We start from the raw sequence: 17,681 nt of genomic DNA on the forward strand, positions 1-17,681 counted from the left end.
TTTTTGAAAAAAAGCCTAGGCTAAGGTTACGTTCTTCCTAATCACCATCATTTTAATCTGTTCCTTCACCTGCTTCAACACGCTGTCGTTTTGGATCTGTTCCAGGCTCACGACATGCTCCTCCTCATTTTTAAGCAAAAAAACCACTCTTAATAACTCCAGGCGCACCTGGTCAATCTCATTCCAATCAAATTCCTGTTCAGGCTGCATAAAACGGCTTCGGTACAGTACGCCCTCCTCAGTAAGGGTAAGGTGCCTGCGATACCTGGGGTGTTTATCGAGCCAAGCATGAAAAAGGAAGCCGGCAGAAACAAACACATTAATTAAAAATACAACAACTAAACTTAGAGAAAAAGTTTTTGAAACTGCAAGATATATAATTAAAGCCAGTTGGAGCACAATTGCAAACGCAGCCAGAAGCATAACACGTTGCTCTGTTTTCTGAGTTGTGTCATAGGCACCTGTAAACAACTTGTAGCTGATTTCCTGCATCTGCATAACAATATGTCTTTCTAAAAATAGCTATTTATATAGATATTCACAAATGTGTCTTTACAACAAACTTACCTCCTCTCAGTGTTTTTGCTTATATTGAGGTGCAAAACAAAATATCACCCATGAAGAAAAATATTTCTTTTGCGTTAGCCCTGATGACTTTAGCCGCATGCCAGCAAGCGCCCATGCAAAGTCAGGAGGCTTCCGTAAATAAATTCTCCGACGCCAACATTCAGAAAATATACACGCTCCAGGATGAGCGCAATACCGCAGAGTTACTACCCTACCTGCATAATCCAAAATCTACCTACAGAAAAGAAGCCGCTCTGGCCTTTGCCTCTGTGCAGGACACACTGGCTGTTCCCGACCTTCTGGGCATGCTGTCAGACACGTCAGTAGCTGTTCGTAAAGCTGCCGCTTATGCACTTGGGCAAACCGGAAGCAAGTCAGCAGAAGCAGGAATTATCAACTATATTCCGCAGGAAGAAAAACCGGCGGTGCAGGCGGAACTGTTTGAGGCCCTGGGCAAAGTGGCAACCACAAAGGGCGTTACGTTTCTATCCACCTACAATGCACCAAACCCTGTTGCCCTTGCAGGCCAGGCATGGGGAATATACCGGGCAGGTTTACGCCAGCAGTACACTCCGCAGAGTGTGGAGCAGGCAATTAAGCTAATTGCCGCGGACAAGCCTTATGAGGCACGACTGGCAGCGGCACACTTCCTGGCCAGAACTCCAAAGTTAGATCTAACCCCTTACAAACAGCAGTTGTTAACAAGTGCCACATCTGATGCAACTCCGGAAGTACGAATGGCTGTAACACAAGCATTGGCAAAAATTAAGGCTCCTGATAAAGCTTCTTTCTTATCGAATATTGCGCAAAGTGACCCTGATTACCGCGTACGCTTAAGTGCTATCCGTTCGATGAGCGGACTTGAGTTCAGCCAGATACAGACTGCCATACTTGCTGCCCTGCAAGATAAGAACATCAACACTGCTGTTGCTACTGCTGAGTTTTTACAGGCGAACCCCACAGGTGTAGACCCGAAGGTATTATTAGATGTAATGCCCCAGATGCAGGATGCACGGGTGAGAGGCAATTTATTATGGGTAATAATGAAGAATGCTCCACCTCAGAGCAAGCCCTTCCTGAACACCCGATTCAAGCAGCAATACCAACAGGCCCGCACTCCCTACCAAAAAGCATTTTTACTGAAAGGGCTTGCCGGCAAACTGGACAACTATAAATATGTAGCAGATGAGGTTTTTACAACAGAGCATCCAATAATTGCCACTACTGGCATGGAGGCTCTTATTACCATGCGCCAGCAGCCAGATTTCCCGAAAAGCCTGGAAAATTATTTTGCAGAAATCTTTAAAAAAGGCATAAACTCTTCTGACGTAGCCCTGGTAGGCATGGCAGCGGCAGCTATACGGGAGCCTAAATTAAACCTGCGCAGCCAATACAGAGATTTCAGCTTCCTGACACAGGCGCAGCAAAAACTACAGCTACCCCGTGATATGGAGACAAACATAGAGCTTCAAAAAACCATTGACTTTCTGAACGGCAAGCAACAGAGCGTTACACCAGAGACCCCGTTTACTCACCCTATCGACTGGGAGCTGGTAAAAGCCATACCTGTAGGGCAGCAAGTGCTGCTTAAAACTACCAAAGGTACCATCGTAATGCAGTTATTTGTAGAGGATGCCCCAGGTACGGTTGCCAATTTTGTAGAGCTTACTAAACAGGATTTTTTCGACAACCTTTACTTTCACCGTGTTGTGCCAAACTTTGTAGCCCAGGGAGGCGATAAGCGCGGTGATGGCTGGGGCAGTTCCGATTACTCAATCCGGTCAGAATTTGCGCCGCTGCACTACCGCGAGGGCTTCGTAGGAATGGCTTCAGCGGGCAAGGATACGGAAAGCAACCAGTGGTTTATAACACACTCGCCTACACCGCACCTGGATGGCCGCTATACTATTTTTGCGAAAGTAATAGATGGGATGGACGTAGTGCATCAGCTAGAGGTTGGAGACCAGATACTTGACATCGACCTGAAATAAAGTTAGGCAGCAAATGAATGAAAATTGGCCTTTAACGCTCCCCGTTGCGCAGGTACGCATAGCAAGACCTACTGATAAACTTAAAGAAGTTGAAGCTTTTTACTGTGCTGGAGCAGGCCTGAAGAAGCTTGGTTCTTTTGAAAAGCATGCAGGCTACAATGGTGTTATGATCGGCTTGCCAGGCCTGCCGTATCACCTGGAGTTTACACAACACGAAAAAGGCAGCCCCTGCCCTGCCCCGAGTAAAGACAACCTGCTTGTGCTGTACATCCCTGACCAACCAAGTATAGACCAGGTAGTTGAGAGGCTGACACGTATGGGATATCCTGAAACAGAACCCGAAAATCCTTACTGGAAGGCAAAAGGAGCTGTAACCATTGAAGATCCTGATGGCTGGCGGCTCGTATTGATGCCAACATCGGGTATAACCCTAGTATAAATCTACTTCCCAAGTATAAACTAAAAGAGGCGACACTGTGGTGTCGCCTCTTTTAGTTTATACTTGGGTTATTTTAAGAGCATCTCTCTACCAGTTGCTCATTCAGTGAAACCAGTTTTCCCCACTTCGGAATCAATTGCTTAAACTCCTTTTGCAGTGTGCGGCTACGATCCTGCGCATACCAGCCATGCAGCTGTTCTGCCATTTGCATAAAAGGTACATCTTTTTCTTTGGCATCTAACACTAACTGCTGTGCTGGCTCTGGCCGAGGCCCCCACGTGCCCTGCACTTCCAGTGTTTCAGCATCAAGTACGATCAACTTCGGGATGGAGCGTCCGCCATTGGTGAGGTAGGCATCCATTATCTCCGGGTTTTCATCCCGGAGCAACAGCTTCACCTCTACAAACGGGGAAGCATCCGCTATCTTAACAATTGCAGGCACATTTTGCGCTGCGTCCCCACACCAAGCCTCTGTTAGCACTACCCATACCATTTTTGTCTGGAGGCTAAGCATTTGCTGTACCAGTTCATCTTCCAACACAGTGGTCTTTTCTACTCTGCGCATGCGGTGCATGTTCATACGGGTATACTCTACCATTCCTTCCGAATGGTCATTTCCTGTCGTCTTGTTTTCAGCCAGTAACAAATCGATCAACTCACGGTACTGTCCGTAAGTAATTGCTTTTGCTAAATGTTCGTGGGTGATAGGGCTTGTCATCATATGTGAATCTGTCATATTTTGTTTCGCGTATTTAAATATATACTCTATTATATATTTAAGGGTTTAAATATCTTTAATTTTGTTTCTATGTCTCAATCGAATTGAAGTCGTTACCGCTGCTAAAAAGCACTTTTCAAAGTTGCTTAAAATCCTTTCCACAGCTAGACTATATTCATCATCGTTTTTTCCCCGGATGTGCTTGGGAATGCTAAGGACTGATTGCGCGTGATTACACAAACAAAATTGGGTGGATGTTTTTTAATCCAAATCCAAAACGACCAATTTAATAAAGCTTTTAAGCTTAAAAAGATTCCCCGATGCCTTATCCGGATAGGTTTTTACTGGTTAAACAGTAAAAGAGCCTCTAAGTTTATTGGGATTACAGAGGCAAGATTATTTTTTTCCTACTAATATGTTTTAAGTAGGCTGATACCAGCTAATAGTGCGTTTCCTACTAACCATAAGGCAATTTGAAAGGGCAACAAACACAACACTTTTGCACTGCCCGAAACGAAGATACAAATTATAATGGAAAAGTACTAATACAAATCAAACAAACAACGTAGCATGTCATGCAAAAAGCCCCGCTATTGTAGCAAGGCTTTCTGTTTTTATGGCCGAAATTTATTTCAGTTAGTGTCCCGCCACATGGGCTTTTTCACCGGCAGTAACCTTGAAAGGCAAGAAATTTTGTTTGGGGGGTAAGGGGCAAGTTGCAAAACCGGTAAACGCGCAGGGCGGGTTATATGCTTTATTAAAATCTATAGTGGTTTTCCCATCAGCACCGGGTTTCGGGATGTATAGGTAACGCCCCGACCCATAGGTTTCGCTTCCATTGGTTTTGTCAGCGAAGATGATGAACAACTCCTCTCCCTCTTCCAGCGCATCCAGGCGATATTGCTGGTCATTTACTGTAAAAACAACCGCTCCTGGTGAAGGTTCCTGTGATGTTTGCCCCAACACATTGGTGATCGCGACCTGCTTTGGCAGTGCATTCTGCTCAAGCCTTGCCTCCAGGTTCCACTCCGGCTGAACTGGGTATCGTTCTATACTTGTAAAGTTCCTGCGCCCTTCGCTTTCCGCATCCCATAATCTGACGCCATACTTATCACCTCGCTTTATTACTACCCAGCTAAGCGAACCATGTTTTAATTGGGGCGCCTGCTCCATTTCAGGAGAAAAGATCACTTCCTGCTGCTTGATCGCTTCCCCGTTAAGTTCAATGTTTGCGTTTTCATTTGCTTCCAGCAGCACTTTGTTTCCATCAAGTATAAAACTACCGGCCTGAGCATCAATTGTCCCTTTCGGAAATACGATGTCGTTGCTTTCGGCACTGCCAAAGGTATTTACACCTGGTTTTAGCCAGTAAAGTCCTGCCAGTGCCAGCCAGCTATCCTCCTTCTTTAAATTTTCTATCCGTTCCGCATGCCAGTTATCAATACCTGCCACATAAGTTGTATCAGTATTTGCAGTTGCTACTTTATCTTCCTTTCCGCTCTGGTTATTGGTGCAGCCGGCCAATACGATGGCAGCTAAACCAAAAGTAATTATCTTAACTCTTTTCATACGCTTTCATTTACAACCTGCTACCTATTTTCAGGAAGCACGCTCATTGTTTATTTTCCTAAAGATAAGTTACCCATCTGAAAATTCCTTACCTGCAGCAACACCGGCAAAATAGTGTACAGGATCAAATACCTTGCTTTTATTTAATAAAGCTTAATAAAATTAGATACCTTAGGTAGTAAATAGTTATCAAATGAACACCATCTTTGACCTTGACTCCTTACCCGGAAAACACGTGCTCCAGGCGTATGCCCTCCATGATCTGGAATTTGGCTGGCTGCAGCAAGTAATATTTCAGGTAGAGGACGTATACCTGGTCATTGCCGTGGAAGGTGATACTGATGAAGTGTCCGTTTCTATTCTATCGGAAATAGATCCCGAGACTCTGGAACAGCAGTTTAGTAAAACCTCCATTTCAAATCAGCGAAAAAAAATAGTCTGGCTTTGGCGAATGGTCAACCAGAATGGCTACGAAGATGGTTTTCAGATGGAATTTGATGACAGGGAGCGGACAAACATTCAGTTAATTGCAGAAGCATCCAGGTTAAAGCTTCTTATATTCCAAAGACATCATTAAGAAAATTTCAGACTTATGAATCGATACATACTCTCACTTCTTCTCTTGATGTGTTCCGGTATTGCTGCATTTGCACAGCAAAAAACACCCTTTATAGGTGACTGGAATGGCTCTTTAAACGCAGGTGGCATGGAGCTACCTATTATTTTTCATATTAAAACGGATGAAAACGGCTCACTTTCCGCCACCATGGACAGCCCCAGGCAAGGAGCCACAGGTATTCCTGTACAAGCGGTGCGGTTGGCACAAGACAGCATCTTTCTGGATTTGAAAGCAATTGGCGGTGCTTATGCGGGTAAGTTGTCCGGACCCGAGATCATTGAAGGCCATTGGAAACAGTCGGGGCAGGCGTTTGCACTGCAACTAAAGAAGGGGGCACCTGAGGCGGCTCTAAAACGGCCACAGGAACCGTCAAAACCATATCCTTACCAGAGCACAGAAGTAACCATTAAAAACGAGGCTGCTGGCATCACACTGGCAGGCACACTCACATTGCCGCAGGGCAAAGGCCCACACCCTGCTGTACTGCTCCTGACCGGTTCAGGCCCACAAGACCGTGATGAAACTATACTTGGGCACAAGCCTTTCCTGGTGTTGTCTGATTACCTTACTCGGCAGGGTTTTGCTGTGTTACGCCTCGATGACCGCGGCGTGGGTAAGTCAGGTGGCAACTTTGCTATGTCAACCACAGCGGACTTTGCTACTGATGCAGCTGCCGCCTTTACTTACCTGAAAGATCATCAGAGTATAAACAAGAAAAAGGTAGGCTTACTCGGCCACAGCGAAGGAGCTCTGATCGCAGAACAAGTAGCAGCCACACATCCGGAAGTTGCTTTTGTAGTGCTCATGGCAGGGAATGCCGTTCCCGGCACTGAACTATTGCTGGCTCAGAACAAAGCTTTACTAGAAAACGCCGGCGTACCTAAAGAGCAACTGCAGCAGTACCTGAACCTGCGTGAGGCGCAGTTTAAAGTAGCTGCCACAGAAAAAGATGTGATGAAGGCGGCAGAGAATATAAGGCAACTGGAGCAAAAGGCAAAAGCGAACATGACGGCACAGGAGCAACAACAACTTGGCCTAACTGACAAGGCCGAGCAGGCAATTGTTGCGCAGCTAAGTTCTCCCTGGATGCGCTATTACTTAGCCTATGATCCTGCGCCAACATTGCAAAAATTAAAGATGCCTGTTCTCGCCATTAACGGCACCAAAGATTTACAGGTGCCTTACCAACAGAATTTACCTGCCACTGAAAAAGCCTTAAAAGCAGGAGGAAACAAGAAATACACGGTGGTGGAAATGGCAGACCTTAACCACCTTTTCCAGACAGCCAAAACAGGCTCACCGGCAGAATATGGACAACTGGAAGAGACAATAGCACCTACCGCACTTGAAAAAATAGCTAACTGGATGAAAGAAGTAGTGAAGTAGAGTAAGTATTTAAAAAGCCCTCCATACATTAAAATAAATAAGTATGGAGGGCTTTGCTTTACCTCAGCAGGCCACTTTAAACGGTAAAATACGTTTCCAACTCTCTTAAGGTGTTTTCGTTGGTCTGCATATCCTGCACCAGTTGCCCTTTTTCTAGAATCACGATACGTTCGCATACTTCAATGACATGGCTCAGGTCGTGGCTTGAAATAAACATGGTAATTTGTTTATGCTCACGCATGTTCCGCAACAGGTTTTTCAACCGGATCTGAGAACTCGGATCCAGGTTGGCAAATGGCTCATCCAGGATCAGCAGTTCCGGGTTGGAGAGGGCCGCAGCGGCAATACCCACCTTCTTTTGGTTTCCTTTCGAGAAGTCGCGGATATACTTGCGCTGGTCTAGAATCTCGCCGTTAAACAGATCATGAAAAGGCAACAGGCGCTCCGCAATATCACCATCCGTCAGGCCATGCAAATCTCCGATAAACTTAAAGTATTCCTCAACGGTCAGGTAATCGATCAGGAAGCCTTCATCCAGGTGAGAACCAGTATATTCTTTCCAGTTCTCTGATTTCGCAACGTTCTCGTCTTTCGAAAACACCTCCCCTTTACTTGGCCTGATCAGGTCAAGCACCATTCTGAAAAGGGTAGTTTTACCTGCTCCGTTGTTCCCCACTAACCCAACAGACTCACCTGCAGATATAGTTAACTCCGGTATATTTACGACTATGTTGCCATTGTATGACTTCTGGATGTTTTTTACCTCTATCATGTCTTCAGTATTTATACTTCAAAGATTTGCTTGTATCAAAATAAGTTGTGTTTACTCCTGTCGGTATCCGGCTGCCAGTTTATACTTGTGCGCTACAAAGCGCCTGGCCATCATGTGCAGCAATTGCTTTTGAAAGGACAGCCCTATCAGCCCGAGCAATCCGATACCAGCAATACCTACATAAGGCACACCCCAATAGCCAAAAGGGAGGTAGATCAGTACTGGCAGTACCATCAGCGGGATCACCATGAGAAATTTAGAGGCACCTACACCCTGCCAGTTAAAGGCCGCCCCTTTGCTTAGGTCTAAGCGACTTGTATTGTATACTGAAAAGAAGAACACTACAAATACATTAACACCCATATTAAAGAGCATCGCAGCTGTGTTGATGAGTATGATTTTAAAACTTATAAGGCCATAAGGCAGAGACAACACATATACCAGGATAATAGTGGGCACAAATATCCAGAACTTAGCAGCATAAAACTGATAGGGAGAAATGCGTTTGGTCAGTAACGCATCAAAATGGCTGCTCTGCCAACCCGGCAAAAACTGCCCATAATTAAACACAGGCATGCCCGTCATTACAATGCCGACAAATATGAGCATAGCGAAGCCATCTATATACGCGTCGTTCCTGTAGAATATCAACCCGTAAAACAGGAATATGACTGACATGGCAATTACTGATTTAGGTCGCTTGTGTCTCCAGATCAGCTTAAGTTCTAATTCTATCAATCGTCCGATGTCACCAAAGCGATCCAGGAAAACGATACGTTTGCCCTCAACTGTTGTGTTTCTGCGAACTGCCAGCTCTTCCGGGTATGTATGGGCTAGCAGGTAAAAATAGTTTAGCAGGTAGGCTCCTGTTAAAAGCAACACAGGCACCATTAGCAGCCAGGGCTGCTGTAAAACGGCTCCAAAGGCTACTGTAGATACCTCAAACAAGGAAAAAACTTTTAAATAATCCAGTAAAAGTAGCCCCGCTACTGCCAGCCCGAACAATAAAGTAATCAAAGGCTTTGTGGCAAGCTGCCGTTTGAAATAGATAAGCAGGAAGTTATTGAAGAACGTCAGCGCGATCAGGGCTGATAGCCAGGCAAACGCCGCCCCTGCTCCAAATACCGGCACCACGTTAGAGAACATAAAAGGCACAAATACCAACAGGAAGATCAGGTTAAACATACTTGGCACTGACTTCAGGAGCACGAAATGCACCAGTTTACTTTTAGAAACAGGCAGATGCAGATATGGCTGAATCACCAGCACCGGGAGCTCCTGCAGCATAAAGCGGAAGAATAAGTCAATCAGGAAATAAAATAACAGGGAGCCATTAAAAAGGTCAACCGGGTTTTTGCCTGGCGATAACTTGGTTAACAGCTCACCTAAGTTAAAACCTATCACCAGAAATATGGCCCCGAAATAAAGGATCAGCAGGCCCATGATGACATTTAGCACAATGCTTTTCTGAAATACGGAGGAGCGTCTGCTCGCTTTCAACTGTTGAGAGAGTAGCGTTAGAAGCATATTGCTTTAATAAGGGATTATACTATTTTCTAAATATGGCTAGAAAATTTATAATACCCTACAATCGCCATCATGCATTATACGAAACGAGAAAAGATCAATACTTACCCGGAATAATTACCGATAAAAAGGTTGGAAAACGAGAGGTGTAAAAAGGAGTTTAAGTGACTATGAACTCAACTACAAGGAGGGAATATGCTTTTTTAAGTATGTGCTTTATCTCTTACTACGCAAACGTCATGGCCGAGAAATAAACTGTTTTTTCATCATCTGGCAATACAGCCATGGAAGTTTGTAGCTGCGTATGTGCTGCTTGCATGTGCAAAAGCTGGTCATACACAAACAGGTGGTAAAGTTCTGTTTCTCCCTTCTTTACATACACATACAGGTTGTACTTATTTTTGCCGAAGAAACTCAGCTTCCTGGTTTCAAGGTATAAAATATCTTTAAGAAGAATTTTTGTATCAAAAGTGCCCTCTGGGGCTTGGATTTGGATAGTCATGGATGCCTACATTTATAATAAAAATAATACAGGCGCCTACTTATACTTATAGCAGGTTTGCAGTATAAGCAATTAATTGGTCAAGTGTAAGAAACAATCGTTCTAATTTTAAAACTATATTCTTGCCCTGCTCCTAATCCATACGTAATCAACTAACTTTCAGACATATTATACCTATTCTACCGGATCATATCCGCTTCCGCCCCAGGGGTGGCACCTACCAAGGCGCTTCAGTGCCATCCAGCCACCTTTAAACGGACCATACTTGTTAACCGCCTGCACTGCATAGGTGGAGCAAGTAGGTGTAAAACGACAAGCAGCAGGAGTCAGCGGAGAGATCATGTACTGGTAAACCCAGATGATAGCCAACACTATTTTCTTTATGATCCAGGTCATGGCAAGGCTTTTGTAACAACTTAAAGCATCCTAACGTCTGTTAGGAACTGTAATATTTTATTAAATTTGCGATAGTTTTACTTATCTAAACAAATATTCATGCTAAAAAGAATCCTTTCACTCGTACTTTTAGTTTCGCTAAGCGCGCCTTTTGCCGCAAAAGCAGACGAAGGTATGTGGCTGCCGATGCTTATCAAACGTCTGAATTATACAGACATGCAGAAAAAAGGCCTGCAGCTTACTGCCGAAGAGATCTATTCTGTAAATAACTCTAGCTTAAAAGATGCCATCGTACAGTTTGGTGGTTTCTGTACTGGTGAGTTTATCTCTCCTGAAGGCCTGTTGCTTACCAACCACCACTGTGGTTTCGGTTCTATCCAGTCGCACTCTTCCCCTGAACATGACTATCTGACAGATGGTTTCTGGGCTACGTCTAAAGATCAGGAGCTTCCGAACGAAGGTCTTTTTGTAGACATTCTGCACCACATGGATGATGTTACCGGCAAAGTGCTGGAAGGCATTGACGCCAACACACCAGAGCAGGAGCGCACGCAACTGATTACACAGCGTATCCAGGCAATTGCCAAAGAAGCATCAGAAAACGGTAAGTATGTAACGTACGTGCGCGACTTCTATAACGGCAACGAATTTTACCTGTTCGTTTACAACCGCTACAACGATGTACGCCTGGTAGGCGCACCGCCTCAATCAATCGGCAAATTTGGTGGCGACACAGATAACTGGATGTGGCCACGCCATACTGGTGACTTCTCTATGTTCCGTGTTTACATGGCACCAGATGGTTCTCCGGCTGCTTACAGCAAAGAGAATGTTCCTTTCAAGCCAAAGCACCACCTGCCTGTTAACATCGCTGACAAAGAGCCAGGTGATTTCTCGATGGTATTCGGTTTCCCTGGTCGTACCAAGCGTTTCATGACCTCTCATGGTCTGAAACTGGAAGTAAATCAGTTGAACAAGTCACGTATTAAACTGCGTAACGACAAACTGAACCTGTGGAAAGCTGACATGGACAAAGATCCTGCAACACGCATCAAATATGCTTCTAAGTATGCTTCTACAGCTAACTATTACAAGTACTCTATCGGCCAGAACGAAGGTATTAAGCGCATGCGCACTATCGAGGGCAAACTGGTTGATGAAGACAAGTTCCAGAACTGGGCTAATGCTGATGCTACACGCAAAGCTACTTATGGCAGCGTGCTAAGCGATATCGCAGATGCGTACTCAAACATAGAGAAGTATAACCTGGGTAATATCTACCTGAACGAAGCTGTGCTTGGAACAGAGTCGCTATTGATGGCTTACCGTATGATGCCACTTTACACTGCCTTAAAATCAGGTAACGAAGCCGCTGCTAAGAAAGCAGTTGAAGACCTGCAGCCACGTGTAGATGCGTTCTTTAAAGATTACTACATGCCAGTTGACAAGAAAGTGTTTACTGCCATGATGAAGTATTACTACAACGACATCACGAAAGAGCAGCAGCCAGAAGCTTTCAGAAGCATGGTGAAGAAGTATAACGGCAACTTCGAAAAACTTGCTGACTATGTGTACAGCAACTCTGTGGTAGCAACAGAACAAAAACTCAACAACTTCCTGAAGAACCCAAATCAGAAAACGCTTGAGAATGACCCTGCTTTCATGATCGTAAGCTCTATTATTGATAATTACAGAACTAACATTGCTCCTAAACTGGCAGAAAGCAACGCGAAACTAGACAGAGCAAATCGTTTGTATGTAGCTGGCCTTCGCCAGATGAACCCAGATAAAGTATTCTACCCGGATGCTAACTCTACACTGCGCCTTAGCTATGGTGCCGTTAAGAACTACAGCCCACAGGACGGTGTGCTTTACAACTATTACACGACACTGGATGGTGTAATGGCAAAAGAAGACCCTAACAATGAGGAGTTCGTAGTGCCGGCTAAACTGAAGCAATTGTACCAGGCTAAGGATTATGGCCGCTACGCTAACTCTAAAGGTGAACTGGTAACTGACTTTATCACAGATAACGACATTACAGGCGGTAACTCAGGTTCTCCGGTGATCAACGGTAAAGGTGAATTAATTGGCCTTGCTTTTGATGGTAACTGGGAAGCTATGACCGGCGACCTCGTGTATGATCCGGATTACAAGCGTTGCATTAACATGGATACGCGCTACCTGCTGTTCCTGATCGATAAGTTCGCGGGTGCTCAGAACCTGATCAACGAGATGACGATCGTGGATACTGATAGCCCAGGCGCAGGAGACGCTGCTAAAGCAGAGGCGGCCCCACAAACACCACAGGCCGAACTTCTGGAAGCTACTGTTCAGGAAGCAAACGAAAAGCTTCGTGCCGGTAAAACAGAATTCAAGATCGAGAAAAAGAAAGGCGACGCAAAAGTGAAGCTGCAAGTAAAAGACTAAGTAAACCACTTAGCTATAAAAGAAAAGGCGCTGGAAAATTCCAGCGCCTTTTTTATTGATCATCTTGTACCTTAATAGCCCGGATTTTGCTCAATGTTCGGGTTGGCATCAATCTCAGCCTGTGGTATCGGCAAGATGCGCCTGAAGTTATTTACGTCAATCAGTGCTGTTGAAGCCGGTTGCTCCGCAGTACGTACGATTGGCCGGTTGAGCCGGCTTAGTGTCCAGAAACGATGCCCTTCAAAAGCAAGCTCTTTTCGTCGTTCTGTAATTATATCCTCAATAAGCTGATTATCTGTGGAGGAATAAGTTGAGGCATTCCGGGCTTCCATCAGTTGATTCAACATATCAAGCGCCAGGTCGAACTCTCCAGTTCTCGCATAAGATTCAGCCAGAGTCAACATCACTTCAGCATAGCGGATCACTTTGATATCATCACGGTCAGATGGGTTAGTCCTGTTTTGGTATTTATTCACAACATAAGCAGGATCAATGTCACTCCTGCTGTCTATTAGTATAACGGGTACCCCTGGCACAGAAGGATCTGTGCCGCGCACGTCACCTTCTTCGTATAAACTCACCAAATCAGCAGTTGCCAGAATATCGCCATATCCACCCTGGTCGTAAATATTCGTCAGCGCATCTGACCCATTATTATCGATGTTATCGTTTGAGATCTCAAACAGCGTTTCTGTTCTGCTAGTTACAGGAGCTGCACTAGTCCAGTAATTAAGGTAATTGGACGCTGACACAGTCTCAAATCCACTGCGCATCACAACATCCAGAGATGTTTCCTTGGCTTTCTGATAATCTCCCATAAATAGGTAAGCACGGGCCTGCAAAGCCCTGGCTGCCCACTTGTTCATGTAAGAAGAGTTTATAAACCTGTCTCCCATCATGTCAAAACCCATCTGGTAATCACTAATTATCTGGGTGTATACTTCCGCCACAGTATTCCGTTCAGGCTGCTGATTAACATAGTAGTCTGTAGGGTTATTCGGATCAAATTCTGTAACAATTGGCACACCCAGGGCATTGGGATTAACGGTATAAGGAGTTGCGAAAAACTTTACCAACTCATGGTATGCCAACGCTCTAACTGCGTACGCTTCACCCTTTAGCTGATCTACAGTTGCAGTAGATGCTATGTCTGCTTCGATAATTGCGTTTGCTCTTAAGATCGTGTTATAAAGTGCAGTCCAAATCTCTCCGGGCTCCCTTGTAGAGGCAATCGTTCTGTATACATTCTGAACAAGGTAACGTCCTGAATTTGAAGGGGCTACAAAGGTATTGTCAGCCATCAGGTCACCCAGTACAGGTATTGTTCTGCCGTAGGCATTTGAAGTACGTAGCGAGGCATACATGCCGTAAACGGCTGTTTGCAGCTCTCCAACATCAGTTATTGCCGTTGCAATGGGCACAGATGCAGATGGTTCCTGCTCAAGAAAGTCCTCCCCACACGAGCCAAGCAACACAGCTAAGGCCAGCACGGCCATATATTTATATATCTTTTTCATCGTCTGATAAATTTAAATTAGAAACTCACATTCACTCCCACAGTGTAAACTTTGCTGATAGGGATATCAGCGTTGCCGGTACTATTAACTCCTGACTCCGGATCTATGGTCAGATTATCATCATAGATCTTCGTTAACAGGTTGGTACCGCGCACATACACGTAAGCTCTGGTAAGTTTAATTCTCTCGATCCAATCTCTTTTCAGTTCATAGCCAACAGTCAGGTTTCTGAGCCGGATAAAGTCTCCTCTGTACAAGAATCTGGTTGAAAATGAGTTTGAACTGTTGTTGAGGCCATACTCATACCGTGGCACATCTGTAATGTCGCCGGGTTGCTGCCAGCGGTCTAGTACTTTCCTGTACTTATTAGCAAATGGGTAGGCGCCATCTATCAGGTAAAATTCCCATCCGTCTCTAACATAATTGCCAAAGTTGTAATTGATCAGGGCTTCCACAATAAAGCCTTTAAAAGTGAAGGTGTTGCTCCAGCCACCGAATACGCTTGGTGAGGCACTTTTGTACAGCACCCGCTGCGCTTCCGAATAGTTACTGGTTGTCTCAGTTCTACTTTCATCTTTGTACCACAATGGGTCGCCTGTCTGTGGGTCTACCCCCGCCCATTGGCGCACGTAAAATGTTCTGTAGTCTTCGCCCTCACGCAAAATAAAAGCGCCACTTATAATATCTTCACCATCAGGAAGCTTGGTGATTTCATTGTTATTGGTAGCAAAGTTGAAATCTGTTTTCCACTTAAAGGCCCCGTCTATCGGGTATCCGCCAATTGTTATTTCAACACCCCTGTTCTTCATTTCGCCTATATTCTGCAGCACATCCGGGAAGCCTGTGGTTAAGGAGAGCGGGCGGTTAAACAAGAGGTCACTGGTGGTTCTTACATAGTAGTCAGCTGTCAGCGTCAGTCGGTCTTGCAAAAAGCCCAGGTCTATACCTACGTTAAATGGTTTGTTTTTTTCCCAGGTCAGGTCAATGTTACCTAAGTTTGAGAAAGAGCCGCCCGGCTGTTTGTTGTAGTTAGAGCCATAACCAAAAAGAGGCCGCCAGGTATAGTTACCAATATCACCGTTACCGTTAACTCCGTAGGAAGCTCTGAGCTTGAGGGTAGACAGGAAATCAAGCCCCTGCAGGAATTCTTCCTGATCTACGTTCCAAGACAGGCCTACTGACCAGAAATTACCATACCGGTTATTACTTCCAAATCGTGAGGAACCATCCCGTCGGTAACTACCACTTACTACATATTTATCAGCATAACTTAGCGTAGCCCTCGAAATAATAGAAGAGAAAGTATAGTCGCTACCAGATGCGCTGGCCTCTACGGGACTTGCCGCAATCACTGTTCCTGTTAACTCGCCGGCTGCCGGGTAGTTATTGGCACTACTGGTAAGGAAGTAGCTGTTTGATTTCTGAGCCTCATAGCCAACGGTTAAATCAGCCGTCAGTTCTTCTACTCCAGGGGTTGTAAAACGGTAATTTAACAGGTTCGTAAATGTCCAGTTAAAAATTCGGGTATAGTAGTCAAAACCGTACCCTCCGTAGCTTCTTCCATCTCCATGTACTTTATTCCAGAACATCCTCTCCTCCAGGCTAATGTAATCGGCACCTATCTGCGAACTGAAGGTCAGGTTTTTAACGATATCCCATTCACCTTTAAGTGAGCCAAGGCCTTTGGTGTTAGACAGATTCCTTTCGTCGTTATCGACCAGGTACAACGGGTTATAGTTACCGGAAAAGCCCAGGTTGCCGGACCGGGAAATATTGTAAGTACCATCCGGGTTATAAGGATTCTGAGTTGGCAACAGAAAGCCAATAGCGCCTACCGGGTTTGCAAAAGCGCCACCCGCTGCCGGAGTTTGCTGATCAATGTTTGATAAGTTTAGTGTGCTGGAAAAACGGATCTTATCATTAATAGAGTGGTTCAGGTTGATAGCACCGGTAACCCGTTTAAGTTCAGAGCCAATGATCGGAGCCTCCTGATTAAAAAGGCCGCCGGATATGTAGAAACGTGTTCTGTCATTGCCGCCGGAGGCAGACAAGTTATACATTTGCTGTGTTCCGGTTCTGGTTACAAGGTCACGCCAATCTGTGTCAACCCCAGATCCCTCACCGAGTGAAGCCAGGTAAGGATCAATGACACCAGGACCATAACCTGCGTTCTGTAAGCCTTCACGGGTTAGCGCCAGCCACTCATCTGCATTCAGAAACTCCCCTGCATCGGGCACTTTGGCGATTTCAGTAGAGCCTATTTCGGTTGATAAAGTAAACTTGGTTGCCCCAGACTTTCCTTTCTTTGTAGTGATCAAAATCACCCCGTTTGCTCCTCTTGAGCCATAGATAGAAGTAGATGCAGCATCTTTTAGCACAGTAATACTTTCTATGTCATTCGGGTTAAGGCCTGCCAACTGATTGGAGGTTGTTGTTAGTCGTGACACATCGCCCGTATTAATGATGATGCCATCTACCACATAAAGGGGATCAGAACCGGCATTGATCGAACCAATACCTCTGATCCTGATCTGTTGATTGGCGCCAGGCTGGCCTGAATTACCTACAGATTGCAAACCGGCCACCTGTCCTTGCAGTAACTGGTCTACGGATGGCAGCGGCCTGTCCTCAATTTTAGACGCATCTACTCTGGCCACTGACCCAGTAAGCTCTTTTGCTACTGTGGTACCATACCCGGTGATCACAACCTCCGACAGTTGCTGCTCATCCTGCGATAAGGCAATATCGACAGTGCTTCTGGAGCCTATGTTTATTTCCTGACTTCCAAAGCCAATATAAGAGAAAACCAAGGTGTTAGCCCCTGCAGGTACGTTAAGGCTGTACCTCCCGTCAGCGTTCGTGGTGGCACCAATCGATGTGCCTTTTGCAACAACTGTAACCCCAACTAGTGGGCTACCTGTTGCTTCAGAGGTAACCTGACCGGTTACTGTCCGAGCTTCTTGCGCTAATACCTGCACTACTAATGCCAGCATCAACACAATACTTAGTAGTAGTTGTTTTTTCATAACAATCCATTTTATGTGAAAAATTTTATAATTGAACAGAGCACCATTCCGCTTTGGGTCTGGTTGTGGTAGCCTAAGGGCATGGCTACTTCACCGAAAGGATAACTTTGCTATATAAATACCTGACAAGCAAACGTTTGTTTAATTTTTTATTAAGCTGTGTTTGACTTTCTCTCCAAGTTTTAAAGTTTAAAATACGACTAAATTAAATTAAAGTAGGGC

The 17,681-nt window shown here is 45.0% G+C and carries 14 protein-coding genes; 5 read left to right on the forward strand and 9 right to left on the reverse strand.

All coding sequences use genetic code 11. The annotated features are described in order from the left end of the window. Positions 1-15 precede the first annotated feature (15 nt). Positions 16-498, reverse strand: coding sequence for a hypothetical protein (locus tag ACSX1A_RS13835; RefSeq protein WP_439880232.1), 483 nt, complete (start codon positions 496-498; stop codon positions 16-18). 119 nt (positions 499-617) lie between these two features. Between ACSX1A_RS13835 and ACSX1A_RS13840 the strand changes: the two genes are divergently transcribed. After that, positions 618-2,558 carry a peptidylprolyl isomerase gene (locus ACSX1A_RS13840; protein ID WP_439880233.1) on the forward strand — a complete coding sequence of 647 codons (1,941 nt, stop codon included), beginning with the start codon at positions 618-620 and terminating at the stop codon, positions 2,556-2,558. A gap of 13 nt (positions 2,559-2,571) precedes the next feature. Then, positions 2,572-2,997 carry a VOC family protein gene (locus ACSX1A_RS13845; protein WP_439880234.1) on the forward strand — a complete coding sequence of 142 codons (426 nt, stop codon included), beginning with the start codon at positions 2,572-2,574 and terminating at the stop codon, positions 2,995-2,997. Between the two features lie 73 nt (positions 2,998-3,070). On the opposite strand, the gene ACSX1A_RS13850 is transcribed toward ACSX1A_RS13845, so the two are convergent. Both ACSX1A_RS13850 and ACSX1A_RS13855 read right to left on the reverse strand, forming a co-directional pair. Next, positions 3,071-3,733 carry a thioredoxin family protein gene (locus tag ACSX1A_RS13850; RefSeq protein ID WP_439880235.1) on the reverse strand — a complete coding sequence of 221 codons (663 nt, stop codon included), beginning with the start codon at positions 3,731-3,733 and terminating at the stop codon, positions 3,071-3,073. 618 nt (positions 3,734-4,351) lie between these two features. After that, a complete protein-coding gene (locus ACSX1A_RS13855) occupies positions 4,352-5,284 on the reverse strand; it encodes a DUF1684 domain-containing protein (protein WP_439880236.1) in 933 nt (310 codons plus the stop codon). 193 nt (positions 5,285-5,477) lie between these two features. Here ACSX1A_RS13855 and ACSX1A_RS13860 point away from each other — a divergent pair, with 193 nt between their 5' ends. Beyond that, positions 5,478-5,861, forward strand: coding sequence for a DUF6334 family protein (locus tag ACSX1A_RS13860; RefSeq protein WP_439880237.1), 384 nt, complete (start codon positions 5,478-5,480; stop codon positions 5,859-5,861). 15 nt (positions 5,862-5,876) lie between these two features. Beyond that, the gene (locus tag ACSX1A_RS13865) at positions 5,877-7,289 is read left to right on the forward strand and encodes an alpha/beta hydrolase family protein (protein ID WP_439880238.1); all 1,413 of its coding nucleotides are present in this window, start codon (positions 5,877-5,879) and stop codon (positions 7,287-7,289) included. A gap of 76 nt (positions 7,290-7,365) precedes the next feature. On the opposite strand, the gene ACSX1A_RS13870 is transcribed toward ACSX1A_RS13865, so the two are convergent. The 4 genes from ACSX1A_RS13870 to yidD form a co-directional block, all read right to left on the reverse strand. After that, positions 7,366-8,061, reverse strand: coding sequence for an ABC transporter ATP-binding protein (locus tag ACSX1A_RS13870; RefSeq protein ID WP_439880239.1), 696 nt, complete (start codon positions 8,059-8,061; stop codon positions 7,366-7,368). A gap of 51 nt (positions 8,062-8,112) precedes the next feature. Then, positions 8,113-9,588 (reverse strand): DUF5687 family protein, encoded by a 1,476-nt coding sequence (locus ACSX1A_RS13875; RefSeq protein WP_439880240.1) that lies wholly within the window; start codon positions 9,586-9,588, stop codon positions 8,113-8,115. 226 nt (positions 9,589-9,814) lie between these two features. After that, positions 9,815-10,090, reverse strand: a complete 276-nt coding sequence (locus ACSX1A_RS13880; protein WP_439880241.1) for a hypothetical protein — start codon at positions 10,088-10,090, stop codon at positions 9,815-9,817. 174 nt (positions 10,091-10,264) lie between these two features. Beyond that, complete coding sequence (gene yidD / locus ACSX1A_RS13885; RefSeq protein WP_439880242.1) at positions 10,265-10,486, reverse strand: membrane protein insertion efficiency factor YidD; 222 nt, start codon at positions 10,484-10,486, stop codon at positions 10,265-10,267. Between the two features lie 99 nt (positions 10,487-10,585). Here yidD and ACSX1A_RS13890 point away from each other — a divergent pair, with 99 nt between their 5' ends. Further along, positions 10,586-12,916: a S46 family peptidase gene (locus tag ACSX1A_RS13890; protein WP_439880243.1), complete on the forward strand. Its 2,331-nt coding sequence runs from the start codon at positions 10,586-10,588 to the stop codon at positions 12,914-12,916. A gap of 71 nt (positions 12,917-12,987) precedes the next feature. Here the strand turns inward: ACSX1A_RS13890 and ACSX1A_RS13895 are convergent, their stop codons facing one another. Together ACSX1A_RS13895 and ACSX1A_RS13900 are read right to left on the reverse strand one after the other, a co-directional pair. Continuing rightward, entirely contained in the window at positions 12,988-14,433 is a 1,446-nt protein-coding gene (locus ACSX1A_RS13895; RefSeq protein WP_439880244.1) for a RagB/SusD family nutrient uptake outer membrane protein, read from the reverse strand. 17 nt (positions 14,434-14,450) lie between these two features. Further along, positions 14,451-17,459: a SusC/RagA family TonB-linked outer membrane protein gene (locus ACSX1A_RS13900; protein ID WP_439880245.1), complete on the reverse strand. Its 3,009-nt coding sequence runs from the start codon at positions 17,457-17,459 to the stop codon at positions 14,451-14,453. Positions 17,460-17,681 lie beyond the last annotated feature (222 nt).

Origin of the sequence: Pontibacter sp. MBLB2868, assembly GCF_051904785.1 — a bacterium.
Lineage (GTDB): Bacteria > Bacteroidota > Bacteroidia > Cytophagales > Hymenobacteraceae > Pontibacter.